The organism is Chryseobacterium sp. WLY505 (genome assembly GCF_030846215.1).
Taxonomy (GTDB): Bacteria; Bacteroidota; Bacteroidia; order Flavobacteriales; family Weeksellaceae; genus Chryseobacterium.
Genome location: NZ_JAVCWI010000005.1, coordinates 15,411 through 42,379 on the forward strand (window position 1 = coordinate 15,411; position 26,969 = coordinate 42,379).

Consider the following 26,969-nt stretch of genomic DNA (forward strand, 5'->3'; position numbering starts at 1 on the left):
TTAATTTCAAAAAAAAATTATTTTAATATTTCAAAAAGCCCTTAAACACAAGTATTTCAAGAGTATATTAATAATTATTCAGATGAAAAAAATTGGAATTACTTCTCAAAAAAACTAACTTCGTATGGAAAAGTGATGAGATATGACCGCCGAAAAAGATAGATTACAAGATATCAAATGGAAAAACTGGGGACCTTATGTAAGCAACCGGCAGTGGGGAAATGTACGCGAAGATTATAGCCCGAACGGGAATGCCTGGAATTTTACCAATCATAATAATGCAGAAAGCTATGCCTACCGCTGGGGTGAAGAAGGTATTGCCGGAATTTCTGATGTAAAGCAGCTTTTATGTTTTGCTTTTTCGTTCTGGAACAAGAAAGATAAAATGGTAAAAGAAAGATTCTTTGGATTGAGCAATCCTCAGGGGAATCATGGGGAAGACATCAAAGAAATCTTTTATTATCTGGATAATACACCTACCCATAGTTATATGAAAATGGTGTATAAATATCCGATCAATGAATTTCCTTACGATGAGCTTGTTGCAGAAAACGGGAAACGCAGTAAAAAGGAACCGGAATATGAAATTTTCGATACCGGAATTTTCGATAATGATGAATATTTTGATATTTTCATAGAATACTGCAAAGCAGATCACAATGATATTCTTGCCAGAGTCACGGTATGCAACCGAAGTCAGCATGAAGCACCTATTATGGTAGCGCCTACTGTATGGTTCAGAAACAACTGGAAATGGGGATACAATACCTATAAAGCAGAAGTCAATGCTTCTCATGACGGAAGTATCAACATTGAACACGACAGTATTTCAATCAAGAAACTCTATTCCCGAAATACCAATGCGCAAAGCGTATTTTGTGATAATGAAACCAATAATTCTAAGCTTTACGGAGCTCCTGCAGCTGAAAATACTTATTTCAAAGATGGAATCAATAATTTTATTATCCATCAGACGAATACGGTAAATCCTGAAAAAAAGGGTACAAAAGCTTCTTTTCTGATTGATGAGTTTATCGGAGCCGGAGAATCTAAAGTTTTTGAGTTCAGGTTATGTCCGGATCAAGCTGATGAACCTTTTGAAAAGTTTGATGAAATATTCAATACGAGAGAGGCTGAAGCTGAAGAGTTTTATAAAGAAATTCAGAACGACACCGTGAATGAAGATGAAAGAAATGTTCAGAGACAGGCTTTTGCAGGGCTTCTATGGAATAAGCAGTTTTATCACTACAATATCGGGAAATGGCTGAAAGGTGATCCCAACTTTGAAGCCCCAAGAAATTTCAACGAATATGTAAGAAATACGGAATGGAATCATCTCCACAACAAGGATATCATTTCAATGCCCGATAAATGGGAATATCCTTGGTATGCCACATGGGATCTGGCATTTCACTGTGTTCCTTTTTCCATCATCGATGCGGAATTTGCCAAGGGACAACTTTTGCTCCTTACGAAGGAATGGTATATGCATCCTAACGGACAGCTTCCAGCCTATGAATGGAATATGAGTGATGTGAATCCGCCAGTACACGCCTGGTCATGCTTCCGTGTTTTTAAAATTGATGAAAAAACCAATGGAAAGCCGGATTTATTATTCTTGGAAAAAGTATTCCAGAAACTGCTTCTTAATTTCACCTGGTGGGTGAACCGAAAGGATAAAAACGGGAAAAATATCTTTGGTGGTGGTTTCCTTGGTCTCGATAATATCGGAGCTTTTGACCGGAATATGGAATTAAAGGATGGCCAGCACCTTGAACAGGCAGACGGCACAAGCTGGATGGCGATGTATGCACTGAATATGATGCGTATTGCCATGGAGCTTGCCCAATATTATCAGGTATATGAGGATATGGCGATCAAGTTTTTTGAACATTATCTTTATATCGCTGAAGCTATGGAAAACCTGGGTGAAGGAACGAAAGGGCTTTGGAATGAAGAAGATGGATTCTTTTATGATGTATTGCAGCTTGGAAACGGAGACAGTGTTTCTTTAAAATTAAGAAGTATTGTCGGTTTGATTCCTTTGTTTGCTGTTGAAATTGTAGACCACCGCCTACTGGAAAAGATGCCGAATTTCAGAACCCGAATGGAATGGATCTTAAAAAACAAACCGGAACTGACCAAACTTGTTTCTCACTGGGACGAGGAAGGACAAGGCCGAAAACACCTGATGAGTATCCTCCGCAAAAACAGATTGACAAAGGTTCTGACCAGAATGCTTGATGAAAATGAGTTTCTGAGTTCTTACGGAATCCGTGCTATGTCTAAGGTATATGAGGAAAATCCTTTTGTTTTCTCTGTACATGGGTCTGAAAATATGGTCTACTATACACCTGCAGAAAGTGACAGCCGTATGTTTGGCGGAAACAGCAACTGGCGTGGGCCTATCTGGTTTCCTATCAATTTTCTGATTGTTGAAAGTCTGCAGCGCTTCCATTATTATTATGGAAATAGTCTGAAAGTAGAACTTCCCACAGGAAGTGGTGATAAAAGAAATCTTGATGAAGTGGCTCAAAATATAAGTAAAAGACTCTGCTCTCTATTTTTAAAGGATGAACATGGACAAAGAGCTTTCAACGGAGGTAATCCAAAGTTCAATTATGATGAACACTTCAGAGATTATATTACGTTTTTTGAATATTTCCATGGAGATAATGGCCGTGGTGTGGGTGCTTCCCACCAAACGGGATGGACAGCTACTGTGGCGAAACTGATAAAACCAAGACTCACCTTTTAATAAGCAATGAGTAATTGGTAATGAGTAATATAAAAGCCGGATGAAACATCCGGCTTTTGCTATTTTACGTAAGAGATTAAATTTTTTCTCCGTTCACATACACTTCGTATCCGATTTCTACATTCGGTTCTAACGTTTTTGATACAGAGCAGTATTTTTCAAAAGAAAGTTCTGCAGCCTTTAATGCTTTTTTAGGATCAATTTCTCCTTCCAAAAGGAACTTAACATTAATTGATTTAAAAGGTTTTGCATCTTCTACCTGCACTCTTTCTCCTTCTACTTCTGCCTGAAAGCTTTTAATTTCCTGACGTTGCTTCTTCAGAATAGACACCACATCAATTCCGCTGCAGCCGGCCACAGCCATCAATACGCTTTCCATTGGAGAAACTCCTTTTGCTCCCGGCTGGGAAGTGTTATCCAAAAGAATAGAATTTCCCTGAGCGTTGGTACATTCAAATAAAAAATCGTCGTTTATTCTGTTAAGTGTAATTTTCATTATTTATTGCTTATTGCTTCTACAAAGTTATAAAATTCCTCTCGCTTTTATCTCCAGATATTTATTGATAACATCGATATTCAAATTTTCAGGAAGTGTATAGACGGTATAGATTCCGTATTTACGAAGTTCCTGGATGATCAGTTTCTTTTCAAATTCAAATTTTTCAGCAATAATTTCATCATAAATTTCCTGCATATTTTCAGGATTTTTGTTGATCAGTGTCTGCAGTTCTGAATTTTTGAAGAATACTACTACCAACAAGTGATTTTTAGCAATTCCACGAAGATATTTCAACTGTCGGTTCAATCCGTCAAGAGTTTCAAAATTGGTAAAAAGCAGAATTAAACTTCTTTGGTTGATGGAATATTTTACATCCTGATACAATCTGTTGAAATCACTTTCGAAGAAATCTGTTTTGATATTATAAAGAGCTTCAGAGATTTTCTTCAGCTGTCCGGATTTGTTATCAGCAGCAATTTTATTTTCTGCCTTCTTGGAAAATGTCATCATTCCGGCTCTGTCTCCTTTTCTCAAAATAATATGGGAGAGCGCCATTGTAGCATTGATAGAATAATCCAGTAAGCTCAATCCGTTGAAAGGCATTTTCATGGTTCGTCCTTTATCAATCAGCATAAAAATACGCTGTGATTTTTCATCCTGAAATTGATTTACCATCAAACGGTTCGTCTTTGAAGTAGCTTTCCAGTTGATTGTTCTGATATCATCTCCGGGAACATATTCTTTGATCTGCTCAAATTCCATAGTATGTCCCAGCTTTCTGACTTTCTTGATTCCGCCTAATAAAAATTCACTCTGAATAGCCATCAGCTCATATTTTCTGAGATGAATAAAGGATGGATAAGAAGGAAGCATAGCATCTTTCTGGAAAATAAATCTTTTTGAGATGAATCCCAATGGTGATGATGCATACACATTCAGACCTCCGAAATGATATTCTCCTCTTTCTTTAGGTTCCAATGAGTATTGAAAAAATGTATTTGCTCCTGAAGCGATCTGTTTTTCAATCAGAAAATCTCTTTTTTGAAACTGAAACGGAATTTCATCAATAATTTTAGTGGCTATGGTAAAGCTGTAATTATTCTTGATGTCAATTTTTACAAAATTCTCATCTCCGTTGGACAGTTTTTCTGGCAGAATTCTTTGAACCTGCAATGCATTCTTTTGGTTGAAAAGCAACAGAAAATCTACCATTGCCGCCAGAAAGCAAATCAGGAGTGCAATATGGGCAACCCACATCAGCACCGGAAAGAAAAATGCAAGGACATACAGAATCCCCACTCCGATGAGTGTAAAAAAGAAACGTGTATTGATGTATAAGTTTTTCATTGGTTAGGTGGCAGGTTGCAGATGAAAGGTTTTAGGTGGTCGTTTATTAGCTTTTTTACATTCATTATTATTGTAAGGAATTAATAAGTCCGTTCAACATTTTGGATATTTCTATAATACTGTCATTGAGTTTCAAATAACCATCCTCATTTAAAAAACCGAGATTTTTTGAAATGATTAATTGTGTTTCTACCTCTGCACAACTGCCTCTTGCTATTTTTAAAAATTGTAGGTAATCAGGTTTACTTCGTCTCGAGTTTCCCTCAGCAATATTGGAAGGGATAGAAACAGCTGCTCTTCTGATTTGTGATACTAATCCGTAGATTTCGGCTTTAGGAAAAGTTTCTGTAATTCTATACATTTCAGTAACAAAATCAATTGATTTCTGCCAAACTAAAAGCTCTTTAAAATTTGGCATATATAATGATTTTGTCAGTTTCACTTACTATCAACTGCTACCTGCCGCCTATTATCTACTACCTACCTTGGAATCTCTATTCCTTCTAAAATCTGACGGATAATTTCATCTGCAGTAAGACCTTCCATTTCTCTTTCGGGAGATACAATGACTCTATGTCTTAAAACAGCATAACTTGCTTCTTTAATATCTTCAGGAGTTACAAAATCTCTCCCTCTTATGGCAGCAAATGCTTTTGAAGCGGTAAGAAGAGCCAGGGAAGCTCTTGGAGATGCTCCCAGATATAAGAATTGGTTTTCTCTGGTATTGATGATAATCTTTGCAATGTATTCCATCAATTGGGCTTCCACAATGATTTCTTTTACCAGATGCTGATAGTTTTTCAACTGTTCTGCACTGATCACACGGTTAATTCCTTCTGTTTTATCTTCTTTTTTGCTTTCGTGTTGATTTTTAATGATCGCAATTTCCTGCTCAAGGTTAGGATATCCTACATTGATTTTGAATAGAAAACGGTCCAGTTGTGCTTCAGGAAGTCTGTATGTTCCTTCATGTTCAATTGGGTTTTGGGTAGCAATAACAAGGAAAGGTTCTTCCATCGTATAACGTATACCATCCATTGTGATCTGTCTTTCTTCCATCACTTCAAATAATGCAGACTGCGTTTTGGCAGGCGATCTGTTGATCTCATCAATCAGTATGAAGTTGGAGAAGATAGGACCTTTTTTGAATTCAAATTCTGAATTTTTCACATTAAATACGGAAGTCCCCAAAATATCAGAAGGCATCAGGTCCGGAGTAAACTGAATTCTGCTAAACCCTACGTCAATGGTTTTGGCTAATAATTTTGCCGTGATTGTTTTCGCTACTCCCGGAACGCCTTCAATAAGTACGTGTCCGTTTGAAAGTAATGCAGCCAAAAGATGTTCAATCATCTTCTCCTGTCCTACAATTACTTTTCCGATCTCAGATTTTACTTTCTCTAAACTCGCACGAAGTTCAATCATATCAATTCTCGACTGAAACTGCTCTTCCTGTTTATTAAGATTGATAGCGTTTTGGTTTTCTATATTCGGGTTATCAAAGTTTTCCATAATAATTTTAATTTGCTAGTTTAACAATGACTATCTACAATTACATTTATTCTAACGAACAGACATTTTAGCATTGAAAAACTGTTATATGGTTAGGTTATTCTATTGTTATATTATTTAAGTATTTCATCAAGGAGCTTATTGATCCTTGTAAGATCTTCCTTCATTACACTGGCGTAAGGATCCTGAGCTTTTTTGATAAGTGCTATTGCTTCGTCAATCATTTCTACGGGTTTACCAGTTTTCAGATGTAATTTTTTTGCAAACTCTTCATCTACATTCTGAGTATCTATCAACAGATCCATTCTCACTTTGTTCAGAAAGTACTGAGCCTTCTTGGCCATCATGTCATGAAAATCGCCTTCCTGAAGATACAGATTTCCAATGCTTTTCACAAAATCCAGGGAAGTATTTCTTAATGGTTCTTCTACAGGGACGATTCTCTGTTTCCTTTTTGCATTAAAGAAGATAAAAAGAATAAGTCCTCCTAAAAATACCCACCATGCATATTTTAAAGGTGGATTTGACAATATAAATCTCATGAAAAAGCGTGATTCAGAGCTTTTATTTGAGACAAACCAAAGGGTTTCCCTATCCTGAAGATATGAAAACACATCCTGTGCATATTTTACATTGCCGGGTTTCAGAAGATAATAATTGGTCAGGAAAAGCGGTTCTGTATGAGCATAGATGTATCCTTTCCCAAACTTTACTTTAATAAAATTGGCCTGATCTGTATTCTTTTTCTCAACGGTTTTCCCCAGTACTTCCACTTTAGGCTTAATGAATGAAAAACGTCTACCCGATGGAAATTTATCTAATTTAAGAAAATCATTCTGAAATTTTTTATCGGTAAGTTTCAGGACATTTTCTTCTTCAAAAGAAATTTCAGAATCGTAATATCCGATACTGTCTGAAATTTCTTTAGGCATACGGGTTACCATCAGAAATGCGTCTGAACCTTCAGATACCTGAGACAGGATTTTTTTCCACGACTCACCGTCAAGGTTATTTTCAATGACTACAATATTGTGAGCTCCTTTTTTGTGCTGGCTGTAATATTCGTAAGGAACCTGCTCAATTTTCTTCAGGTTATTTTTAAAAAGATCTTTCGCTTCATTATTAAAAACAAATAATCCAAACGGAGACTTTTCGTTGATATCAAAATTCTTCCGCCAGTCTGTCGTTTCTTTTTTGTTAACTTCAAGCAACGCCAGAATAATCATCACAATGACGAAAATTACAGCATATGTTTTGAAAGTTTTATTCATGGTTACTATTTGTTATGGTTTAAAGGCCTGATACTGGTTTTTAAATTTCTGATAGCTCTCTTCTTCAATATTAAATTCACCGTACCAGACATAATCAAAGATATAAGAAAGATTATAAAATTCATTTTTCAGATGAGGAGCCTTAAGTTCTGCAGCATAATCCTTGTTGGTCTTTTCCGGATTCCAGTTGATCAGTTTTTTGTCACTTAGTTTTTTAAGAACAAACAGGAATTGGTAGCGAACTGCAGAGCGGTAATCTCCTGCAAGTTCAAATTTCGCGATACTATCAGGGAAATTGATTTCGTGGATATTCTCATGGAGCTCCTGCACATTAAGATCCAGTTTTTTATTCTTCCTGCCAAAAATAAAGTTTCCATCCTTCCCCATGATGTATTTAATGATGAAATAAAGCAGAAAGCCTACAAGAATAATCGCAAACAGACGAATAAGGATCGTGGTCAGCTCTGCCGATTTAGTGAATGCTGTTTCCCCAAAAATACTCTGTATAATCTGATTGATTTTTCGCATCAGCTTCTGAAAAAAAGATTCTCTCGGCTTTGATACGGAATAATCAAATTCATTTCCTTTATATCTTGACGGAATATTTTCTTTAAATGTTTTGGGATAAACCTCATTCTCCGATACCGGGTATTTCATCAGCACAGAATCCGCACGCAGCATATTCCTGTAATGTCCGGTGGTATACAATGAATCTACCAGATCATCAGAAGCAGGATTATCTTCCTGAGCTTTAACCAGCCCAAGAGAGAAAAAAAGCAGTATGAAAAAAAGAATTTTATTCATTGATTCCAATCGTGTCTATTTCTGCCAATTCTACTCTCTGGTGGAGATCTGTTCTGCTGTCATAATACATCAACCCCGCATTTACATACATCAGATTGGAAAGGAAAAAAGAAAGCAGCATAGAAAATCCATAGAATACAAAAAATACAATTCCTGCAGCTCCGGTAAAAGGATTCTGCTCAAAATTTCCATCCGGTGTAGACGTAAGAAGCGATCCGTAAAAAAACATCATGGGGATCAATGTGAATATGGATGTTATCATATACATAATAATAAACATCACAAATGCAGATCCCCAATATTTCCAGAACGGCGATTTTTCACTTCCATTCGGGTAAGAAAACTGAGAACGCAAAGCATAGCTCAAACTTCCCCAGAAACCTCTGTCCGAATTAAAATAATCATACATCAGAAATGTTGTAAAATTAAATATCGTAGGATAAAGAAGCAGGATAAGGAAGAATCCGATAATGATAAGAACCAGGATATAAGAAAAGCCCACTACAAATAAAATGGCCGGGGTAACGATAAAGATCATTCCCAGACATAGTTTCCCAATTCTTCCGGCATTGTTTTTAAAGTCTCCCAGAATTTCATCAGTCTTTATTTTTTCTGCACCTTGTGCAATTCTTTTTAAGTAAAAAACAGGATACAGATAATTGACAATCATCAGAACCATGAAAAGCAGGAAAGTTAATAATCCCACTGTAATCAGCATCCCTGAGTTTTCAGAAAAATACTGCTCAAAATAATAGGTTTCTCCTCCCAAATTGGATCCGAATATCTGTGAAAAAAGTTCTTTATAGCCGAAAATAACAACTGTAACCATTAAGATCAAAAGCAAGCCGTTGATCAAAATATAGTTTTTAAAATAATTCTTTCCGTATAATTTGAAAAAATTGAAACTATCACTGATAAAAGTTCCGAAGTCTCTTTTTTTATAAAATTGTATCATTGATGTGTTTATTAGTTTTTTTGTAAACAACAGACGGATATACAAAATAGTAGTATCCAATAATTGCCAGTGAGCCAAAAATGATGATTAGGTTCAATAGTAAAGGCATCTTCAATGCGTGTCTGGTGACATATCCTTCTATAATCCCGGCACAAATGGTGAAAGGAACAGTACTTAAAAATATTTTAAATGAATCTTTAAATCCTTTTTTAAACGAATTAAATCTTGAAAACGTTCTCGGAAATAAGATAGAAGCTCCCAGAATCAATCCACACATGGCTTCTACCACCATGGCAAAAATTTCAAAAACTCCGTGAAGCCATATTCCTCTGGCGCTGTCTTTCAATGCTCCGTAATCATAGAAGAAATATTGAAAGGCTCCCAACATTACACTATTGGAAAGCAATGCAAACAATGTTCCCACTCCTCCGGCAATACCGTAAATATATAATTTTGCTCCTACCTGGATATTATTAAAAATAATTCCGATGGTGCTTCCCCAGGTACTTCCACTCTGATAAACACCTACCGCATTATTATTTTTAATATTTTCGATAGTTTCATTCACATATCCTTCTCCGAGAATAATATTCACAAAGTTCTTATCATAAATGGCCGAAAGTACTCCTATTGAAGTAAATAAAATAAAAAAGAGAAAGGCATACATCAGATATCTCCGGTACTGATACATCAACAACGGAACTTCTGTTTTGAAAAAGTAAACCAATCTGTTTTCCTCTACCCTTTTGGTTTTATAAATTTTCTGAAAAATCTGGGCAGATAAATGGTTCAGATAAACGGTAGTATTACTTTTGGGGTAATAAGTCTGGGCAAAAGAAAGATCGTTGATGAGATTTATATACAACGAAGACAGGTCATCAGGATTTTTTTTAATTTTCCCTTGAATAACCTGTTCTATTCCCAACCATTTTTCTTTATTTTGTTTAATGAAATAAACTTCTCTCATAATTGTTAAGGCTAAAATAATAAAAAATATGTCTCAAATTGCGATAAATACCTCACAAAATGTAAATATTAATTTTAATATTGCAGGTGTAGGAGAAAGAATGCTTGCCTTCATTATTGATCTTTTGATCAGGATTGCTTACGTAGTCATTATCCTGTATCTGTTCTTTAATATTTTCGATTTGGGATATCTTCTGAATGGTCTTGACGGTTGGTCGATACGGGCTGTCTACCTTGTCCTTACCTTTCCTATTTATATTTATCCTCTTGTATTGGAAAGCTTAATGGAAGGGCAGACTCCCGGTAAGAAACTGATGAAAATAAAAGTGGTGAAAATAGATGGTTACCAGGCCAGCTTCGCAGATTATATGATCCGCTGGGTTTTCAGAATTGTAGATGTTTCATTTGCCGGAGTAGTCGGGCTTATTTCTATGATTGTTTCTAAAAACAACCAGCGTTTAGGCGACATTGCTTCCGGAACGGCTGTGATCTCCCTAAAAAATAACATTAATATTTCTCATACAATCCTGGAGAATATCCATGAGAATTATGTTCCTTCTTTTCCGCAGGTGATTGCTTTGAGTGATAATGATATGAGAATCATCAAAGATAATTATACCAAAGCTCTGAAAGTGGATGACCGACAGATCATCAGTAAACTATCCGAAAAAATCAAAAGTATTCTGAAGCTGGAAATAGATCCCACTAAAATGACGGAAAGGCAGTTTATCAATGTTATTATCAAAGATTATAACTATTACACGGGGAAAGATAATTAGTAACTACCCAACAATAAATATTTACCATAGTTAATGTTTAAATAATTGTATTTCTTCCTCTATATAATTAGTGAGTATAAACAATAATCTTTCATCCTTTAATAAAGAATAATCACATTTTCGCTTAGAATATATTTTGTATATAAAATGCTGCAGGAATAATTCCCCCGCTTTTTTGCCTATATAAAGAAGTCTTTGCTCGAGAATTTCATACTTTTTTTGTTTAGCAGACATAAGAAGATAAAGCAATCCTTCTGTATATATTTCGTTTTCAAAGTCTTTTGATGTTATTCTTTTTGCCTCATAAAAAAGAATAAAATAAATATGGAATTCAATTAACTGATCATTTACATTTTTAAAGCTTAAATACTCGATGCTATATCCTAGCTTCAGTAAAATTTTACAGCAACAGTTAAAATCATACGGTGTAATATTTGTATCACGAATACAATTTTCAATATAATTTATAAGATAATTGAAGAGTAAATTTAGGCATTCCGAATGAGCAAATTTCCTATAATAATTTTCACCCAAATTGTCATTCCTATATCTCATCAAAAAATAGTTGACTAAACCCAATATTTTATCAATACTTGGTTCATCTTGTCCAAGATCAGCAAGTGTTATTTTGTAAATCTGATCATCCACATCTTCTAAAATTTCATCGCTGTTAATGTTCAAGTATTTTTTTTGATGCAAAAAAGCGATTAGCCAGCCGAATCCCGTAATCCCATTTTCAAAACTATAATCTTTACAAGAAAATATTTTTTCAGCAATAAAATCCAACAAAGCCAGACCTTTTTTATGACAAGTGTCATTCTCACTTAAAAATAGTCGTAGAGCTTCTCCTGATAAGCCATTGATCAAGCCAACATTCATTGTAAAAGGTAGATTTCTTTAGTAATTCTAAGAGGGGTTATATTGTAACTTTCTTTAACTTTTATAATCCAGTCTGTATGATGTAAGGAAAATTTCCCCCTATTTAATTCTAAAATCATAGTATCCAATACTCTTTTAAAGGCTTCTGTAAAGAGCTCATCTACCATATACACTTTAGTAAATTGTATTTCTGTATAGCTTTCATCTTTTAATAGAGTATCTATCTCTTTTACTAAACTTTCAGGAATTATTACAGAATTGAAGATTTCAATGATGTTCTTATTTTCTCTGGTGACAAAATATTTATCATAATATTTCTTTCCAGTATCTTCCTTAAAATACAATGTAATATTCCTTAATTCCAGTCTTTGAGCATCACATTCTTCTCTTCTTTTTTTTATAAGTTCTATAATTGGGAAACTACAGTTTGTATCAGGAATAAAATCTAAATTTTCATCATACCATGGAGGATAATGTACATAGTCCCTCTTATAAAAAAATTGTTTTTTATCTTCATGTTCACCAGCATAATGGAGAATTGGATTGATCTTCCAATATTCAATAGGATAAGTGGGCCATGAAAAATTCATTTCTTCATGTATCCGGACTTCTTTATTAAAAAACCATAGATTCCAGAGTACAGACCACATATCAGCATACCATGCATGGATTTCTTTTGGCAGATAATCTGGAAGATTTATTTTTTTTTGCTTTTCTTTTGTATTATACTGAGTAAGTAAATTAAAAATATTTTCAGAATCTTCCTCTACTTTATCCCAGAATTCAGACGACATATCATGTAAAAGATATTGGGCTCCACCCATATGATCATCATTTTTAAAGACTGTCTCTACCGTAATTCCTACCAACTCAGCCATTTTATACAGAAGATCAGTATCGGCTCTTGAGGTAATATATTGACAGTTCAGGTAAGAGCGTGTATCGGAAACATAATTCATAGCATTAGTATCAACAACTGGAATCCTGCTTAACAAAATATCAGAGTCATGATAAAAAATATAATGATTTTCCAGAAATGGAAATTGTTTCCAATGCTTTTTCAGCAAATGAGGTCTTATGGAAGAAAGGTATTTCTTCCTTTTCCTTGTATCGGGGTAAAGAAAAAAAAGAGCAAAATCCTTATTATTATGAATGAACACCTTAAAATCAGACTTCAATCCTACTATTGGATGGTAACCAATCACAATATGAATTTTTTCTTTTAAAATTCCTAAGGAACGAAAGTTTCTCAGTTGTATTTCCAGCTGCCATATAAAGTATGTGTCATCTGGTTGCGCCGAAAGAAATATCATTTTTGTGTATTTAACGACCGTCTAACCCCGTCGGATTATATTAAGTTCCAACTGTTACTGTTTCTTCAAAATAAAATCTGATTGAATTATCTTATCTGTAACTGAAAGAAAATTATTGTAATAAGTCAAGCTCTATAATATTATTGTCCTTTAAAATCATCCTCTTACGCTCAGATTCTAAATTTTTAATTATTTGTGAAGGAGTAACTATATTTCCGGATCTGTCAGTATAACTCACCATTTTTCCTTCATTAAATAACTGTTTTAAATCTTTTACAGGATCTTGTCTGTATTCTTTAAATAACGTCCCATATTTCCTTTGATTAATCTCTATTTCTTTTTTTGATTGATCAATATTAGGATAAACCGTATTGTTAGATAACGACCTCATGCCCTTCAATACAAAACAATGGCTTTTCGTCTCATCTTCAATTTTCAATATTAAACCAGGTAATCCATGAAATTTATAAGGTCCATCTTGAATTGGGATTTCTGTGCTAAACCAAGCTATCCATTTTCTTCCCGCAAATTCCAGACTGGCCTTTTGGACATTAAAACCGCTTATTTTATCCTTCTCTTTATGTATTTTCCAATTTTGCTGCCTTTCGTCTAAAACCTTATATTTTTCTATATAGAATTTCGTACAAAGAAAAGTTTTATAATCAGGGTAATTTTTGCATACACGCTCATTAATTTTTCCTTCAGCAGGCATAGTCATTTTTCCCAGTTTTGCATCAGCAATCATAGTTGAATCATTCACATAAGCACTACTGCTATAATAGACAGACCCTTTTGACCCAATATCCAGATACATGGTTTCAGATTTTACTTCTGAGTGTTTTGTAGAATCGGAAACATATTGATAGTCATATATAAATCTCTTCTTTTGAGCATTAATATTTATTATGATAAGAAGAAAAAATAGAATATTTTTCATTGATTTGAAATATATAAAGGAAAGGGGGAAATCAGGTCATTAACCCCTTTCCATATTTATCAAATTAACATGGAACTGGCCAGGCTCCTTCAACACATGCTGGTATAGCATTATTTACACATGCACTACAACCATTACGGTTACAGCACATGTAACTGCTTCCGTCATTGTATTGAGGAGATGTCGGAGTATTACCTCCAAAAACGTTTTTCAATTCTGTTCTGAATAATGGTTTTGCATCATGCAAATGCACCTTTTGTAATTTAATTTTTCTCATAATAATTTTTTTAAAATTGTTTTTGTGTGTTTTTACCATTCCAAATATATCAAACAAGAATGAAATAAATCTATGATTTTTATGTGAATTTTATGTGATTTCACCACATAAATACTAATTATAATTATTAAATAATATTTTTTTCTGTAATAAAACCACCCCCTCATGAATTATTAAAAAAGATATAGGTATGACTGTTTTTATATTTATCTAATCCGTAAAATACTATATTTGTATCAACATAAAAACACAAAGATGATCAAAAACAAACTTATCAAAGCCCGAAAGGACAAAGAATACACACAGGAAAGTATAGCCAAAATACTGCATATGACGCAATCACAATACCATAGAAGAGAAAAGGGTGAAATTAAGATTTCAGATGAAGAATGGGAGCGTATGGCAAAAGTTCTGAATACTTCTGTAGAGGATATAAAAGAGGATGATCCAGCTAATATTCATCATGTGAATAATTACGACAATATTTCTGGTAATTATTCCGCTAGTAACAATTACTTTTATAACATTCCTGAATTTCTTTTTCAAAATCAGCAGGAATATATTAACCTTCTGAAAAAAGAAATTCAGGAACTTACAAAGCGTATAAAAATATTGGAAAAACAATAATAACAAATTTTTACTGCAATGAAATTTGAAAACAATAAATCCGGGAACGGTGGAGTTCTCACTTTAAATAACGAAATAAAAGAAGTCGGAAGGCTTACCTACACTATTTTCCCTGAAGACCATAAATTTATTATTTCTTTTGTATTGGTACATCCCGAATTTGAAGGCAGAGGAATGGGAAAGTTTTTAGTGGAAGAAGCCATCAGATTTGCCAGAGAAAATAACTGGAAAGTATATCCGCACTGTTCCTATGCAAGGTCTGTGATGATGAGAATGAGTGATGTGGACGATATCTTTTTAAAGAATTAATACCTCGTTTACCAGGATATCTTCAATATCATCCGGATAATCTACTCTGAGATGATGATCTGATGCTACCCATTCCATTATTTCCTGAAGATTTAAAACCTTGGAATTGGGAATTCCCATTTTATCCAGAGCACATGCATTGCATTCCTGCTCATATTGATTGTGAATAGGTATCACAAATAGTTTCTTATCCATAAATAGTGCTTCTGCCGGAGTTTCAAAACCTGCATTGCACAAAATTCCGTCACAGCCTTCAAAGTATTTCAGATACTGGCTTTCATCAATGGGAAATACTTCCACATTTTTTACTTTCACCTGTACTTTGCTGTATTTTGAAAACACTTTCCACTCCACAGGAATTTTTCTTAAAACCTTGATGATATTCTCATCTGCAAAACTAGGCAGGTAAACAAGATAATACCCCTGTTGATAAGGATTCAGATTTCTGATCTTTCTCCTGATCACCGGTTTTTTGATCTGTGGATGATAATTTTCAAAATGAAACCCGATTTTCCTTTCACTGGGAACGTAATATTTCAAAATCATTTCTCCAAGAAAATCTTTTTCCTTTGGTTTGGGTGTTTCAGGAAAACTCATGGAAGCCTGGTGGCTGAGTTCTATCAACGGAAGCTTTTTAAGTTTCGAAGCCCAGCCTGTCAGAGGTTCATAATCGTTAATAATTAAATCATACTGTGACAGCTCCAATTCTCTGATGGTTTTAGCTGCTTCAAAGAATTTATTTTCGGTGAATGTTTTTCGGTAAGACAGGCCTCCTGTTTTATTATAAAGAAGGGAAATGCCTCTGTATTGAAAGTTAATGTCAAAATCAGCCTTCAATTGCGATTGATGACCGCTTATTAAGGTATCCACAGATGCATGCTTTTTGAGAAGAAGAATAATTTCCTGTGCTCTGGCAACATGCCCGTTTCCAGTACCCTGGAATGCATACAAAATCTTCATTTAGGAAAAGTTGGTTACAATTTTTAAAAGAGCAGAATTATCCATTTCCGGGATTTCTTCTGCTTCATCATCTTTCAGCAAATGCTTATGCTCATCGTAATAAAAGATCTTCCATTGTTTATCATGATATTCCAAAGCAGAAAGATTTTCTATCCAGTCACCGGAATTCAGGTAAGTACAGGATCCTTTTTTATTAACAACCTCACGGATCTGTGGCTGGTGAATATGCCCACATACCACATAATCATATTGGTTATCAATGGCCAGCTCAGAAGCTGTCAATTCAAAATCCCCGATATATTTTACTGCTTTTTTCACATTGTTTTTGATCTTTTTGGAAAACGAATATTTTTCTTTACCCATTTTTTCTAAGAACCAATTTACAACATTATTGATAATAATAAGGAGGTCGTAACCTTTTCCGCCGAGTTTGGCGATCCATTTGGAATGCTGGACGGATGCATCGAAAACATCACCGTGAAATATCCAGGTTTTTTTCTGATCAATGTTCAGACAGATTTTATTGCAGACTTTAAGATTTCCCAGTTCAAAATCGGTGAACTTGCGGAACATTTCATCGTGATTGCCTGTAATGTAATAGACATCTGTGTTTTTGGTAGCCAGTGAAAGTATCTTTCTGATTACCTTCAAATGAGGTTTAGGGAAGTAAGACTTTTTAAACTGCCAGATATCAATAATATCACCGTTTAAAACTAACGTTTTAGGTTGGATAGAATTGAGATATCTCAACAATTCTTTAGCCTTACATCCATAAGTTCCCAAATGAACATCCGATATAACAACTAATTCAACGTTTCTTTTCATAGTTTTATACAAAGAAACTAATTGAAAATTAACTGTATATGAATGCTATATTATTTTTTATAAAGAGTTCATCAGCTCTTCTGTGATTTCCATGTTGTGGTAAACGTTTTGCACGTCATCATCTTCTTCGAAACGCTCAAGCATTTTCATGTTCGCTTTGAACTGTTCTGCGTTTACTTCTTTTGTATTGTTTGGAATTCTCTGAAGTTCTGCACTTTTTGCTTCAATTCCGAGCGCATCTAATTTGTGAGATAAAGAACCGAAATCTTCAAAAGCAGTTGTAATCATTACTTCTTCTTCATCCTTTTCTACATCTTCTGCTCCTCCGTCAATCATTTCCATTTCGAAATCATCCCAATCCATTTTGATCTGGGCTAAATCTATGGTGAAAATTCCTTTTCTGTCGAAGATAAATGCCAGTTCACCATTTTTACCAAGGTTACCGTCAAACTTATTGAAAACAGCTCTTACGTTAGCTACCGTTCTTGTTGTATTGTTTGTAGTACATTCCACAAAAAAAGCAACACCGCCTTGCCCATAACCTTCATAAGTGATTTCTTCATAGTTTTCTGCATCCGCACCACTTGCCTTTTTAATTGCTCTTTCAACATTATCCTTAGGCATATTGGCACCTTTTGCGTTTTGGATACATCTTCTCAATGCAGGATTGGATTCAGGATCTGTTCCACCAGCTTTCACTGCTAAAGCAATATCTTTTCCAATTTTAGAGAATGTTTTGGCCATCTTATCCCATCTGGCCATTTTAGAAGCTTTTCTATATTCAAATGCTCTTCCCATTTTAATTTTTAAATTTCCAACAAAATTACTCAAAAGTCCACAAAAAAAAAATACCTCCAATCAAATTGGAGGTATTCATTATTTAGAAAAATTAATTATTTTTTCTTTTTAGCAGCAGCTTTTTTCTTAGCTGGAGCTTTTTTAGCTTTCTTCACTACAGTCTTCTTCTCTACAACTTCTAGATCAGATTTCTTAAGTGCATCCCAAGCAGCACCGTTTACAGCTTCAACAACTACTTTTCTGTCAACCATTCTTTCTGCATCAGAAGCTTTTTCAGAAACAGTAGCGTCTCTTTCTCCAACTCCTACAGATTTTAACTGGTTAGCATTAACTCCTCTAGATTCTAGAGCACCTACTACTGAAGCAGCTCTTTGTCTAGAAAGTTTCAAGTTGTAAGCATCAGCACCTTTCTTATCTGTGTGACCAGTTACTAAGAATGTACCATCGTTAGATTGCTTAATGATTGTAGCCGCTTGATCTAATTTAGCACTAGATTCAGGTCTGATAGTAGCTTTATTGAAATCAAATAAGATATCTTTAAGAGCTCCTGTAGCTTCTTTAGCGATTACATCTTTTGGCTTAGGACATCCGTTGTATTCTGGAAGACCTGGAACAGTAGGACAAGCATCATCTTTATCTAAGATACCGTCACCGTCTGTATCTGGCCAAGGACAACCGTTGTTTTCAGCAGGACCTGCTACTGTAGGACAAGCGTCATCTTTGTCGATTACACCATCACCGTCAGTATCTGGCCAAGGGCATCCGTTGTTTTCAACTGGACCTGCCACTTCTGGACATTGATCGTCTTTATCTGGAACTCCGTCACCGTCAGTATCAGGACATCCTTGGAATTCTGGTAAACCTGGAGTATCTGGACAAAGGTCATCTTTATCTAGGATACCATCCTTATCTCTGTCTCTGTTTCCGAATCTGAATAAGATGGAAGCAGAAGCTTGCCAGAAGTTAGCAACAGTAGATTTATCACCTGGAGTTGATACATAATCTCCCTGAATACCAAGACCGAAGTTCTTAGTTACCCAGAAGTTAGCACCAGCACCTGTAGCTACAGTAAAGTGGTTAGCTTTACCGTTTTCGTTACCATCCTTACCGTTTGTTACAGTTTCGATTGCGTTACCGTTAGCATCAACAGATGTTCTAGGGAAAGTAAGAGCTGTATAGTCATGTCTTAAGTAGTTAGCACCAACTCTTAAATATGGATCAAACCAAGATTCTTCGTTCCATAAAAGACCTGCAGCGTGAGCCTGGAAACCAAGACCTGTCATTAGGAAAAATTCTTTCCCCATGTTGAATCTTTTGTTTTCAACATTTCCAACAGAAGTTTGCCAGTCAATTACTAAACCTTTACCAACGTTTCTAGCAACTGTTAACTTAGATAGTGGAGGTGTAATAGAAAAGTTGTTCACATTGAACATACTTTTTGTCAAATTGTTAGCAGAGAACGTATTACTGAAGTTACCTCTTGCTGCTACGTGGTTTTCAGCATGAGCACCAACTCCGATTAACCACGGATTGTTGGTAGTCTGTGCGAAAACAGTAGAGGCAACAGTAAGCGCCAATGCTGAAATTCCTAATTTTAGATTTTTCATAGAATTAAATGATTAAATAATTGATAATGCAAAATAAATATAATTTTTCTTTATATACAAAGTTTTTCAAATGATTTTTAACTTTTCTTTAATATTCTGTCGAGGTTCCGTTTATTTTCTCTATCTTTTATCGCCTCTCTTTTATCGAAAAGTTTTTTCCCTCTACCAAGCGCTATCAGCACCTTTGCTTTCCCTCGGTCAGTGATATATAATTTTAAAGGTATTATGGTGTTCCCGGCATCCTTTAACTTTTTTTCAAGTTTTTGTAATTCTTTTTTGTGCAAGAGCAATTTCCGTTCCCTTTTTGTTTTGTGGTTGTAAAAAGTTCCCAATTTATACTCATCAATCATCATGTTGATGATGTACAATTCCCCATCAATAAACTGACAGAAGGATTCTGTAATGGATGCTTTGGATGAACGTAAAGATTTTATTTCCGTACCCGTCAAAACCATTCCGGCTTCGTATTCTTCCAGAATTTCATATTCAAAACGGGCTCTTTTATTTAATATGCTAACTGTTTTCTCAATCTTCATCATTTTAAAATTTCGTTAATGAAATATATAAAAAATACCATACATTTAAAAACTTGACTATTATATTATTACAAAATACCCAAATTCTTTTCGTATTTTTGCGCCAAATTTACAAAACTATATGTTAACAGTATCTAACTTATCTTTACAATTCGGGAAAAGAGTTCTTTTTGACGAGGTAAATATTATGTTTACCAAAGGAAACTGCTACGGGATCATCGGAGCAAACGGTGCGGGAAAGTCTACATTCCTGAAAATACTAACAGGAAAGCAGGATCCTACAACAGGGCATGTATCTCTGGAACCAGGGAAGAGAATGTCAGTTTTGGAGCAGGATCACTTTGCTTACGATCAGTTTACAGTTCTTGAAGCTGTTTTAAGAGGTAATAAGAAATTATTTGAGATAAAAGAGGAAATGGATGCGTTATACGCAAAAGAAGATTTCTCTGACGAAGACGGTATCAAAGCCGGAGAATTGGGTGTAATTTATGACGAAATGGGTGGATGGACTGCAGAATCTGATGCTCAGACCATGCTTTCTAACGTAGGAATCACAGATGATATGCACTGGCAGCTGATGAGTGAACTTGAGAACAAAGACAAAGTAAAAGTTCTTTTGGCTCAGGCACTTTTCGGAAACCCTGATGTTTTGATTCTGGATGAGCCTACCAACGACCTTGACATTGACACTATCTCATGGCTGGAAGACTTCCTTGCTGATTATGAAAACACAGTAATTGTTGTATCTCACGACCGTCACTTCCTTGATACGGTTTGTACACACATCGGTGACCTTGATTATTCTAAGCTTAACCTGTACACGGGTAACTACTCTTTCTGGTATCAGGCATCTCAATTGGCAACTAGACAAAGAGCTCAGGCCAACAAAAAAGCTGAAGAGAAGAAAAAAGAACTTCAGGACTTCATTGCTAGATTCAGTTCTAACGTTGCTAAGGCAAAACAGGCAACTGCAAGAAAGAAAATGATCGACAAATTAAATATTGATGATATTAAGCCTTCTTCAAGAAGATATCCTGCTATTATTTTCGAAATGGAAAGAGAAGCTGGAGATCAGATCCTTGATGTAAAAGGTCTTGAGAAAACAAAAGACGGAGAATTATTATTCTCTAATGTTGATTTAAATCTTAAAAAAGGAGATAAAGTAGCTGTCCTTTCCAAAAACTCTTTAGCTATTACCGAATTCTTCGAAATTCTGGCTGGAAATGTAGAAGCTGATAAAGGAACAGTTGCATGGGGAGTGACAACAAACCAGTCTCACATGCCTTTAGACAACACCAACTTCTTCCAGGAAGACTTAAGCTTAGTTGACTGGTTGAGACAGTTTACAAAGAATGACGAAGAGCGCCATGAAGAATTCGTAAGAGGATTCTTAGGAAGAATGTTATTCTCAGGAGATGAAGCTTTGAAATCTTGTAAAGTACTTTCAGGAGGTGAAAAAATGAGATGTATGTTCAGTAGAATGATGCTTCAAAAAGCCAATGTTCTTTTATTGGATGAACCTACCAACCACTTAGACCTTGAGAGTATCACAACCTTGAACAACTCTTTATCTAACTTCAAAGGAAACCTTTTACTGGCATCTCATGACCACGAAATGCTTTCAACAGTCTGTAACAGAATCATTGAGCTGACTCCTACCGGAATCATCGACAGAGAAATGACCTATGACGAGTACCTTGCTGATAAAAAAGTAAAAGAATTGAGAGAAAAAATGTATTCTTAATCATTCAAGAATATCAGATAAAAATCAAAGGCTGTCTTTCAGGACAGCCTTTTTTATAATCATATCTGTTGTTTTTACAAGCAACGGATTGTACCGCCATCAACCCTAAGTACAGAACCACTGATATAATCAGCAAAAGGACTACAAAGATAGGCCACAGCTCCTGCAATTTCTTCAGGTTCACCGAATCTGCCCGTATCATTAGGAATGAGCTCCTGTACAGCTTTGTATTTAATTTCCTTCGGATCAGTACCCCAATTAAACTTCGGTGCAGCATTTTTTAGCCACTCTTCAACCATTGGATTCATGATTGCTCCTGGTGAAACTACATTAGAGGTAATTCCCGTATCTTTAACTGATCTGGCAAGAGAAACAGACATATTGTGGCGGGCCGCCAAAGTAGCATTATAATGAGGCTGCTCTTTAATAGGCTGTATACCAAGTCCTCCACCAATATGTATCACCCTTCCCCAACCTAATTTTTTCATCTGAGGAACAATGCGTTGAATCATCCGGACATATGAAACTACATTAGTATTATAAATGTCCAGCCAATCCTCAGCACTAGCTTCCCCCATGATTTGTGAGAGGTAGTGCCTGCATTATTAATGAGGATATCAATCTTCCCGGACTTCAAAGCCGCAGATGCAACCTGATCTGCACCATCATCCGTTGAAAGGTCACCTACAGCAATTTCGGCGCTGCCTCCTTTCTTCAATATAGAATGCATAACTTTTTCTGCGCGATCCTTGTCTCTGCCATGAATAATCACAGCAGCCCCTTCGTCTGCCAGTAATTTTGCAATAGCTTCGCCTAAACCTGAGCTTGAGCCGGTAACGAGAGCCTTTTTTCCTTTTAATTGTAAATCCATTTTGAACTAGTTTTAATTTATTTAATTTTTTGCCGGGAGTTTATTCAAAAAATATTTTTACTTTATCCTGTATTCCCGATAAAGCAAAATTACATAGCCCATCACGATCTCGTTTTGTCTAAAAGCTCAAAATCGCTTTGTTGAAAAGCCCATTTATATTGGAAATATTGAAAGAAAATAAGGAAAATGGATATCCTGATCCACCTCAGATCATATTGCAGGCTTATAAGGCAGCAATGAAAATTTCAATTTTTGCAATCAACAGGTAAGAAAAAATAAAACTGTCTTAAAAGCCTATTCTAAGATTACGTGATGCTTGAAATGATCAAACAACAGCTCAGAAAATTTTGACTTTTAAAACAGTTGTATTATTTTAAATAGTTAATTAAAACCTACTTTGTTAATTTGGATGCAGGTAAAGAAACGGTTCCGGGGTCTTTCCACAAACCGTCTTTTTCAGCTCTTTTTTTAATCGCTTCCGCTCTTTTATTGCTATCAGGGTGAGAGTTGAACATCTTTTCAAAATTAGTCTGTGTGCTTCCCTGCGAAAGTAAGGCTAACTTTTTAAAAGCTGTATACGCTCCTACCACATCATACTTATTGGCTTTCATGAAGTCATATGAATAAGTATCTGCTTCAGATTCCTGCTTTTTGCTGTGCGAAGCATCTAAAAACGCATTCGCCATCTTCCCTACCTGACTTTCATTTAGTGCGGCTACATCTGACGAAGCTGAGGAAGCAGCATCTAATGCAGCTGCCTTCAGATAGGCTGATTTCATAGCATCTTTGGTATCCTGATTCTTTACGTGTCCGATTTCATGACCGATTACAGCAAGTAATTCATTATCCGTCATAATATCCATTAATGAAGAGAAGACACGTACACTTCCGTCTGCACAGGCAAAGGCATTAATATCTTTTACTTTATAAACTTTATAATTTAAGTTCAGTCCATCCTGAGATTTATGCTTTCCGAACAGTTTATTCAGTCTCACAGTGTAAGGGTCTTTAGGTCCCGCTACAGGATTGTTTTTATCCATCCATTCTACTGATTCTTTGGATAATTTAATAGCATCTTCGTTGGTAAATGTTAAGGCTTTTGCACCATTTGAAACCATTCCGGCAGCTTTTCCGAGGTTAATTTTCTGCGCATTAATCGAATACATAGCCCCTAATAGCATAAGGCTTATCATAATTTTTTTCATAGTCATTTAAAATTTGGAGCACGAAGATAGCCATTTTTAACAATTATTGAGTTAAAAATTCTACCATATCTTTTTTGAATATTATTTTTTTAATTATCGAAAATATATACCCTTATCTCCAATAAAACAATCATGAAAAAGACCCGAGAAATATAGTCTGACTGAGGATAATTTTCCTGTAGAAATCATTTTTAAAATGGATAAAAAAATAATTAATCTGATCAATTTAACAAGCAAGTATAAATTTTGCCAAGGATTGTAACACCCATTTTAAAATCTAATTTGCTGATTTTTAAAGACGCTTTTAGAACTTTTTTCCTTATTTTTGTGAAATGAGTCAAAAATGGATTTACAAGCCCGAACCCGATGAGGAAGTTGTTGACAGACTAAGTTCGTCACTTGGTTTTGGTACTTTTGAATCTAAAATCCTCGTTCTAAGGGGAATTGACAATTATCAAAAGGCCAGAGAATTCTTCAAACCGAACCTTAACGATATACACAATCCTTTTTTAATGGCAGACATGCAAAAAGCTGTAGAGCGTATTGCCACCGCCATTGAAAATGGAGAAAAAATATTGGTATATGGTGACTATGATGTGGACGGAACTACAGCAGTTGCCCTGATGTACCTGTATCTCAGCAAAATTGTTGAGAAAAAATATCTGGATTATTATATTCCGGACAGGAATTCTGAAGGATATGGAATTTCCACAGAAGGAATTGATTTTGCCAAAGAAAATGGTTTTTCATTAATCATTGCTCTGGACTGTGGAATTAAAGCTCTGGATATGATCAACTATGCCAGCAATCTTGGGATAGACTTTATTATCTGTGACCATCACCTTCCGGGGGAAGAGATTCCTAATGCGGCGGCTGTGCTTGATCCTAAAAGAAGCGACTGCCGATATCCTTTCAAAGAACTTTCCGGATGTGGCGTTGGTTTTAAACTCTGCCAGGGACTTAATACCATTTACAAATTACCGGAAGCAGAATTATTTGAACTGACAGACCTTCTGGCAATTTCCATTGCTGCTGATATCGTTTCTATGACAGGAGAAAACAGAGTTCTGGCTAAAATGGGATTAAAAACCCTCAGAAAGACCAGAAATCTTGGTTTAAGATTATTGATTCCTGAGGATAAGCTTTCTCATTTTGAAATTTCCAATATTGTTTTTGAAATCGCTCCTAAGATCAATGCTGCCGGAAGAATTTCTCATGGCAAAGCAGCTGTGGAGCTAATGGTTTCTGATAATCTGAAACATGCCAATCAGATTGTAAATGATATTATGAACCTCAACGATGAAAGGCGTGAACTGGATATGAATTCCACTCTTTCGGCCCTCAATCAGATTATAGAATCCCAGCAGGAAACCAAGCATACTACAATTGTTTATCATCCGGAATGGAATAAAGGTGTAATCGGTATTGTTGCCTCAAGGCTTATTGAAACCTATTACAAACCTACCCTTGTTTTTACCGATGGTAATAATGGGGAAATGGTAGCTTCCGCAAGATCTGTTTCTGACTTTGATGTCCATGAAGCTCTTGATTTGTGTTCCGAATATTTTCTAAAATTCGGGGGGCATCATGCTGCTGCGGGACTTTCAATGGAGAAAGAGAAGTTTGCAGCATTCAAAGAAAAATTTGAAAGAATAGTTTCTGAAAAAATCAAGGATCATCAAAAGGAACCTTCTATTACGATTGATACGGAGATTAAAGTAGATGAGATCAACAGAGAGTTTATCAATTTCCACAGAAAGCTGGCTCCATTTGGACCTCATAATATGAAACCTATTTTTACCTTAACGGATCAGAAGCTTTCCGGATATGTAAAAACAATGGGAAAAGATAATAATCACCTGAAGTTTTATATCAAACAGGAATCTACAGGACGAAATATTGAATGTGTCGGATTCAAACTGGGACAGTTTGTTGACGATTTTAAAAATAAAAACTTTGATCTTGCTTTTACCCTGGAAGAAAATCACTGGAAAGGCAATGTCACCCATTATCTTAATATCAAGGATGTAAAATTCAGAGAGTAAGTGAGGTTGCAGGATTTAGGTTGCAGGTAATAAAAGCCTGAACTAATTTGAAGTTCTGATCAAAATATTGATATTTAAACTACTGCTACCTGCCATCCGCTACCTATTACCTAACAAAAAATGAAAAAAATCGGTTTATTTTTCGGATCATTCAATCCTATTCATATCGGGCATCTTATTCTGGCTAATTATATTCTTGAAAATTCTGATATGGATGAACTTTGGTTTGTAGTAAGTCCGCAAAATCCTTTTAAAGACAAAAAATCTTTACTGAATGATCATAACAGGCTGGATATGGTACAGCTGGCAGTAAAGAATTATCCCAATATGAGAGCTTCCAATGTGGAGTTCTCTCTTCCGAAACCAAGTTATACTATTGATACCTTAACGTATCTTCATGAAAAATACCCTGCTTATTCTTTCAGTCTCATCATGGGAGAGGATAACCTGAAAAGCCTTCACAAATGGAAAAACTCTGATATACTGATCAAAAATCATCATATTATTGTGTATCCCAGAGTATTTGAAGGTGAGAAAAAAGATTCTGAGTATTTACAGCATGAAAATATCTCCATGATCAAAGCTCCGGTAATAGAACTTTCAGCTACGGAAATCCGTAATATGATAAGGGATAGTAAAAATGTAAGACCTATGCTGCCACCAGAAGTTTTTGAATATTTGGATGGTAGCAATTTTTATAAGTAATTTTGTACATCAGAAATGAGAGATTAACCAAAAGCGGGAGAAAGACTCTTACCTTTTAATTCTCACCTCAATCTTTAGAAATGGACTTCATCGAAAAAATATTCTCAAAATATTCTCAGGAAAAAATCATCAGATGGTTTAAGCAGATTTGTCTTGCGGAGGCCATTTCATGTCTTTTGTTGTATGGTGTTGCGATGATCTGGATCCGGTATGATGAAAATTTATATTCGATTATCTTCATCAGCGTTATTGGTAGTTTACACGGATTATTTTTTACGCTTTATCTTTTGTTATGCCTTCCTGCCAGAAAAATTTATAACTGGGATGATGAAGATTTTGTTTTTGCCCTATTATCGGCATTCTTCCCTTTTGCAACAGTTTGGGTAGATAAAAAGCTCGCCCGATTCGACAGAGAATAAACAATATAATAAAAGGACCTT

The 26,969-nt window shown here is 35.3% G+C and carries 28 protein-coding genes; 9 read left to right on the forward strand and 19 right to left on the reverse strand.

What is annotated here, in order from left to right; genetic code table 11:
- Positions 1-142: 142 nt before the first annotated feature.
- The gene (locus tag RAH34_RS12030; RefSeq protein ID WP_306596315.1) at positions 143-2,758 is read left to right on the forward strand and encodes a glucosidase; all 2,616 of its coding nucleotides are present in this window, start codon (positions 143-145) and stop codon (positions 2,756-2,758) included.
- A gap of 76 nt (positions 2,759-2,834) precedes the next feature.
- Here the strand turns inward: RAH34_RS12030 and RAH34_RS12035 are convergent, their stop codons facing one another.
- The 8 genes from RAH34_RS12035 to RAH34_RS12070 form a co-directional block, all read right to left on the reverse strand.
- Positions 2,835-3,254 (reverse strand): OsmC family protein, encoded by a 420-nt coding sequence (locus RAH34_RS12035; RefSeq protein ID WP_002983375.1) that lies wholly within the window; start codon positions 3,252-3,254, stop codon positions 2,835-2,837.
- Between the two features lie 27 nt (positions 3,255-3,281).
- Positions 3,282-4,604 carry a DUF58 domain-containing protein gene (locus RAH34_RS12040; protein WP_306596316.1) on the reverse strand — a complete coding sequence of 441 codons (1,323 nt, stop codon included), beginning with the start codon at positions 4,602-4,604 and terminating at the stop codon, positions 3,282-3,284.
- Positions 4,605-4,671: 67 nt separating this feature from the next.
- Positions 4,672-5,022 (reverse strand): four helix bundle protein, encoded by a 351-nt coding sequence (locus tag RAH34_RS12045; RefSeq protein ID WP_306596317.1) that lies wholly within the window; start codon positions 5,020-5,022, stop codon positions 4,672-4,674.
- Positions 5,023-5,084: 62 nt separating this feature from the next.
- Positions 5,085-6,116: a MoxR family ATPase gene (locus tag RAH34_RS12050; protein ID WP_306596318.1), complete on the reverse strand. Its 1,032-nt coding sequence runs from the start codon at positions 6,114-6,116 to the stop codon at positions 5,085-5,087.
- Between the two features lie 113 nt (positions 6,117-6,229).
- Positions 6,230-7,387, reverse strand: coding sequence for a hypothetical protein (locus RAH34_RS12055; protein ID WP_306596319.1), 1,158 nt, complete (start codon positions 7,385-7,387; stop codon positions 6,230-6,232).
- A 12-nt stretch (positions 7,388-7,399) separates the two neighbouring features.
- A complete protein-coding gene (locus RAH34_RS12060) occupies positions 7,400-8,191 on the reverse strand; it encodes a DUF4129 domain-containing protein (RefSeq protein WP_114819998.1) in 792 nt (263 codons plus the stop codon).
- Positions 8,184-9,146 carry a DUF4013 domain-containing protein gene (locus tag RAH34_RS12065; protein ID WP_306596320.1) on the reverse strand — a complete coding sequence of 321 codons (963 nt, stop codon included), beginning with the start codon at positions 9,144-9,146 and terminating at the stop codon, positions 8,184-8,186. Before RAH34_RS12065 ends, RAH34_RS12060 begins: the two co-directional genes overlap by 8 nt.
- On the reverse strand, positions 9,130-10,113 hold the full coding sequence (locus RAH34_RS12070; protein WP_114819996.1) for a stage II sporulation protein M: 984 nt from the start codon (positions 10,111-10,113) through the stop codon (positions 9,130-9,132). The genes RAH34_RS12065 and RAH34_RS12070 overlap by 17 nt, the downstream gene beginning before the upstream one ends.
- Before the next feature lie 28 nt (positions 10,114-10,141).
- Between RAH34_RS12070 and RAH34_RS12075 the strand changes: the two genes are divergently transcribed.
- A complete protein-coding gene (locus RAH34_RS12075; RefSeq protein ID WP_114819995.1) occupies positions 10,142-10,891 on the forward strand; it encodes an RDD family protein in 750 nt (249 codons plus the stop codon).
- A gap of 30 nt (positions 10,892-10,921) precedes the next feature.
- Here RAH34_RS12075 and RAH34_RS12080 read toward each other — a convergent pair whose 3' ends face one another.
- Together RAH34_RS12080 and RAH34_RS12085 are read right to left on the reverse strand one after the other, a co-directional pair.
- A complete protein-coding gene (locus RAH34_RS12080; protein ID WP_306596321.1) occupies positions 10,922-11,770 on the reverse strand; it encodes a hypothetical protein in 849 nt (282 codons plus the stop codon).
- Positions 11,767-12,648, reverse strand: a complete 882-nt coding sequence (locus RAH34_RS12085; protein ID WP_306596322.1) for a hypothetical protein — start codon at positions 12,646-12,648, stop codon at positions 11,767-11,769. The genes RAH34_RS12080 and RAH34_RS12085 overlap by 4 nt, the downstream gene beginning before the upstream one ends.
- Positions 12,649-12,777: 129 nt before the next feature.
- On the opposite strand from RAH34_RS12085, the gene RAH34_RS12090 reads away from it, so the two are divergent.
- A complete protein-coding gene (locus tag RAH34_RS12090) occupies positions 12,778-12,996 on the forward strand; it encodes a hypothetical protein (protein WP_306596323.1) in 219 nt (72 codons plus the stop codon).
- A 199-nt stretch (positions 12,997-13,195) separates the two neighbouring features.
- Here the strand turns inward: RAH34_RS12090 and RAH34_RS12095 are convergent, their stop codons facing one another.
- The gene (locus RAH34_RS12095; RefSeq protein ID WP_306596324.1) at positions 13,196-14,020 is read right to left on the reverse strand and encodes a GLPGLI family protein; all 825 of its coding nucleotides are present in this window, start codon (positions 14,018-14,020) and stop codon (positions 13,196-13,198) included.
- A 532-nt stretch (positions 14,021-14,552) separates the two neighbouring features.
- On the opposite strand from RAH34_RS12095, the gene RAH34_RS12100 reads away from it, so the two are divergent.
- Positions 14,553-14,924: a helix-turn-helix transcriptional regulator gene (locus tag RAH34_RS12100; protein ID WP_306596325.1), complete on the forward strand. Its 372-nt coding sequence runs from the start codon at positions 14,553-14,555 to the stop codon at positions 14,922-14,924.
- An 18-nt stretch (positions 14,925-14,942) separates the two neighbouring features.
- On the forward strand, positions 14,943-15,233 hold the full coding sequence (locus RAH34_RS12105; protein ID WP_105683371.1) for a GNAT family N-acetyltransferase: 291 nt from the start codon (positions 14,943-14,945) through the stop codon (positions 15,231-15,233).
- Here RAH34_RS12105 and RAH34_RS12110 read toward each other — a convergent pair.
- From RAH34_RS12110 to smpB, 5 genes are all read right to left on the reverse strand, one after another.
- On the reverse strand, positions 15,222-16,193 hold the full coding sequence (locus tag RAH34_RS12110) for a glycosyltransferase family protein (protein WP_306596326.1): 972 nt from the start codon (positions 16,191-16,193) through the stop codon (positions 15,222-15,224). The genes RAH34_RS12105 and RAH34_RS12110 overlap by 12 nt on opposite strands.
- Entirely contained in the window at positions 16,194-17,018 is an 825-nt protein-coding gene (locus RAH34_RS12115) for a UDP-2,3-diacylglucosamine diphosphatase (RefSeq protein ID WP_114819992.1), read from the reverse strand.
- A 57-nt stretch (positions 17,019-17,075) separates the two neighbouring features.
- Positions 17,076-17,816 carry a YebC/PmpR family DNA-binding transcriptional regulator gene (locus RAH34_RS12120; RefSeq protein WP_034694756.1) on the reverse strand — a complete coding sequence of 247 codons (741 nt, stop codon included), beginning with the start codon at positions 17,814-17,816 and terminating at the stop codon, positions 17,076-17,078.
- Positions 17,817-17,911: 95 nt separating this feature from the next.
- A complete protein-coding gene (locus RAH34_RS12125) occupies positions 17,912-19,423 on the reverse strand; it encodes an OmpA family protein (RefSeq protein WP_306596327.1) in 1,512 nt (503 codons plus the stop codon).
- Between the two features lie 77 nt (positions 19,424-19,500).
- Complete coding sequence (smpB, locus tag RAH34_RS12130) at positions 19,501-19,959, reverse strand: SsrA-binding protein SmpB (protein WP_034694839.1); 459 nt, start codon at positions 19,957-19,959, stop codon at positions 19,501-19,503.
- A gap of 121 nt (positions 19,960-20,080) precedes the next feature.
- On the opposite strand from smpB, the gene RAH34_RS12135 reads away from it, so the two are divergent.
- Positions 20,081-21,703: an ABC-F family ATP-binding cassette domain-containing protein gene (locus tag RAH34_RS12135; RefSeq protein WP_034694751.1), complete on the forward strand. Its 1,623-nt coding sequence runs from the start codon at positions 20,081-20,083 to the stop codon at positions 21,701-21,703.
- Positions 21,704-21,777: 74 nt separating this feature from the next.
- Here the strand turns inward: RAH34_RS12135 and RAH34_RS12140 are convergent, their stop codons facing one another.
- The 3 genes from RAH34_RS12140 to RAH34_RS12150 all read right to left on the reverse strand — a co-directional run bounded on the left by RAH34_RS12140 (position 21,778) and on the right by RAH34_RS12150 (position 23,779).
- Positions 21,778-22,281 carry an SDR family NAD(P)-dependent oxidoreductase gene (locus tag RAH34_RS12140; RefSeq protein ID WP_306596328.1) on the reverse strand — a complete coding sequence of 168 codons (504 nt, stop codon included), beginning with the start codon at positions 22,279-22,281 and terminating at the stop codon, positions 21,778-21,780.
- Positions 22,230-22,574 carry an SDR family NAD(P)-dependent oxidoreductase gene (locus RAH34_RS12145; protein ID WP_306596329.1) on the reverse strand — a complete coding sequence of 115 codons (345 nt, stop codon included), beginning with the start codon at positions 22,572-22,574 and terminating at the stop codon, positions 22,230-22,232. The genes RAH34_RS12140 and RAH34_RS12145 overlap by 52 nt, the downstream gene beginning before the upstream one ends.
- Positions 22,575-22,966: 392 nt before the next feature.
- Positions 22,967-23,779: a M48 family metalloprotease gene (locus tag RAH34_RS12150; protein ID WP_114819989.1), complete on the reverse strand. Its 813-nt coding sequence runs from the start codon at positions 23,777-23,779 to the stop codon at positions 22,967-22,969.
- A 332-nt stretch (positions 23,780-24,111) separates the two neighbouring features.
- Between RAH34_RS12150 and recJ the strand changes: the two genes are divergently transcribed.
- The 3 genes from recJ to RAH34_RS12165 all read left to right on the forward strand — a co-directional run bounded on the left by recJ (position 24,112) and on the right by RAH34_RS12165 (position 26,948).
- Positions 24,112-25,824, forward strand: coding sequence for a single-stranded-DNA-specific exonuclease RecJ (gene recJ, locus RAH34_RS12155; protein WP_114819979.1), 1,713 nt, complete (start codon positions 24,112-24,114; stop codon positions 25,822-25,824).
- Positions 25,825-25,944: 120 nt separating this feature from the next.
- On the forward strand, positions 25,945-26,529 hold the full coding sequence (gene nadD / locus RAH34_RS12160; RefSeq protein WP_306596330.1) for a nicotinate (nicotinamide) nucleotide adenylyltransferase: 585 nt from the start codon (positions 25,945-25,947) through the stop codon (positions 26,527-26,529).
- An 80-nt stretch (positions 26,530-26,609) separates the two neighbouring features.
- Entirely contained in the window at positions 26,610-26,948 is a 339-nt protein-coding gene (locus RAH34_RS12165) for a DUF3817 domain-containing protein (protein ID WP_062673669.1), read from the forward strand.
- Positions 26,949-26,969 lie beyond the last annotated feature (21 nt).

Coding starts and splice junctions, on each gene's coding strand:
- RAH34_RS12145 (WP_306596329.1), bottom strand. CDS start 22,574: ATGGATTTACAATTAAAAGGAAAAAAGGCTCTCGTTACCGGCTCAAGC.
- RAH34_RS12110 (WP_306596326.1), bottom strand. CDS start 16,193: ATGAAGATTTTGTATGCATTCCAGGGTACTGGAAACGGGCATGTTGCC.
- RAH34_RS12100 (WP_306596325.1), top strand. CDS start 14,553: ATGATCAAAAACAAACTTATCAAAGCCCGAAAGGACAAAGAATACACA.
- RAH34_RS12060 (WP_114819998.1), bottom strand. CDS start 8,191: ATGAATAAAATTCTTTTTTTCATACTGCTTTTTTTCTCTCTTGGGCTG.
- RAH34_RS12120 (WP_034694756.1), bottom strand. CDS start 17,816: ATGGGAAGAGCATTTGAATATAGAAAAGCTTCTAAAATGGCCAGATGG.
- smpB (WP_034694839.1), bottom strand. CDS start 19,959: ATGAAGATTGAGAAAACAGTTAGCATATTAAATAAAAGAGCCCGTTTT.
- RAH34_RS12075 (WP_114819995.1), top strand. CDS start 10,142: ATGTCTCAAATTGCGATAAATACCTCACAAAATGTAAATATTAATTTT.
- RAH34_RS12105 (WP_105683371.1), top strand. CDS start 14,943: ATGAAATTTGAAAACAATAAATCCGGGAACGGTGGAGTTCTCACTTTA.
- RAH34_RS12070 (WP_114819996.1), bottom strand. CDS start 10,113: ATGAGAGAAGTTTATTTCATTAAACAAAATAAAGAAAAATGGTTGGGA.
- RAH34_RS12135 (WP_034694751.1), top strand. CDS start 20,081: ATGTTAACAGTATCTAACTTATCTTTACAATTCGGGAAAAGAGTTCTT.
- RAH34_RS12165 (WP_062673669.1), top strand. CDS start 26,610: ATGGACTTCATCGAAAAAATATTCTCAAAATATTCTCAGGAAAAAATC.
- RAH34_RS12080 (WP_306596321.1), bottom strand. CDS start 11,770: ATGAATGTTGGCTTGATCAATGGCTTATCAGGAGAAGCTCTACGACTA.
- RAH34_RS12140 (WP_306596328.1), bottom strand. CDS start 22,281: ATGGGGGAAGCTAGTGCTGAGGATTGGCTGGACATTTATAATACTAAT.
- RAH34_RS12125 (WP_306596327.1), bottom strand. CDS start 19,423: ATGAAAAATCTAAAATTAGGAATTTCAGCATTGGCGCTTACTGTTGCC.
- RAH34_RS12050 (WP_306596318.1), bottom strand. CDS start 6,116: ATGGAAAACTTTGATAACCCGAATATAGAAAACCAAAACGCTATCAAT.
- RAH34_RS12085 (WP_306596322.1), bottom strand. CDS start 12,648: ATGGCTGAGTTGGTAGGAATTACGGTAGAGACAGTCTTTAAAAATGAT.
- RAH34_RS12030 (WP_306596315.1), top strand. CDS start 143: ATGACCGCCGAAAAAGATAGATTACAAGATATCAAATGGAAAAACTGG.
- RAH34_RS12095 (WP_306596324.1), bottom strand. CDS start 14,020: ATGAAAAATATTCTATTTTTTCTTCTTATCATAATAAATATTAATGCT.
- RAH34_RS12045 (WP_306596317.1), bottom strand. CDS start 5,022: ATGCCAAATTTTAAAGAGCTTTTAGTTTGGCAGAAATCAATTGATTTT.
- RAH34_RS12040 (WP_306596316.1), bottom strand. CDS start 4,604: ATGAAAAACTTATACATCAATACACGTTTCTTTTTTACACTCATCGGA.
- RAH34_RS12090 (WP_306596323.1), top strand. CDS start 12,778: ATGATAAAAAATATAATGATTTTCCAGAAATGGAAATTGTTTCCAATG.
- RAH34_RS12115 (WP_114819992.1), bottom strand. CDS start 17,018: ATGAAAAGAAACGTTGAATTAGTTGTTATATCGGATGTTCATTTGGGA.
- nadD (WP_306596330.1), top strand. CDS start 25,945: ATGAAAAAAATCGGTTTATTTTTCGGATCATTCAATCCTATTCATATC.
- RAH34_RS12065 (WP_306596320.1), bottom strand. CDS start 9,146: ATGATACAATTTTATAAAAAAAGAGACTTCGGAACTTTTATCAGTGAT.
- RAH34_RS12150 (WP_114819989.1), bottom strand. CDS start 23,779: ATGAAAAAAATTATGATAAGCCTTATGCTATTAGGGGCTATGTATTCG.
- RAH34_RS12035 (WP_002983375.1), bottom strand. CDS start 3,254: ATGAAAATTACACTTAACAGAATAAACGACGATTTTTTATTTGAATGT.
- recJ (WP_114819979.1), top strand. CDS start 24,112: ATGAGTCAAAAATGGATTTACAAGCCCGAACCCGATGAGGAAGTTGTT.
- RAH34_RS12055 (WP_306596319.1), bottom strand. CDS start 7,387: ATGAATAAAACTTTCAAAACATATGCTGTAATTTTCGTCATTGTGATG.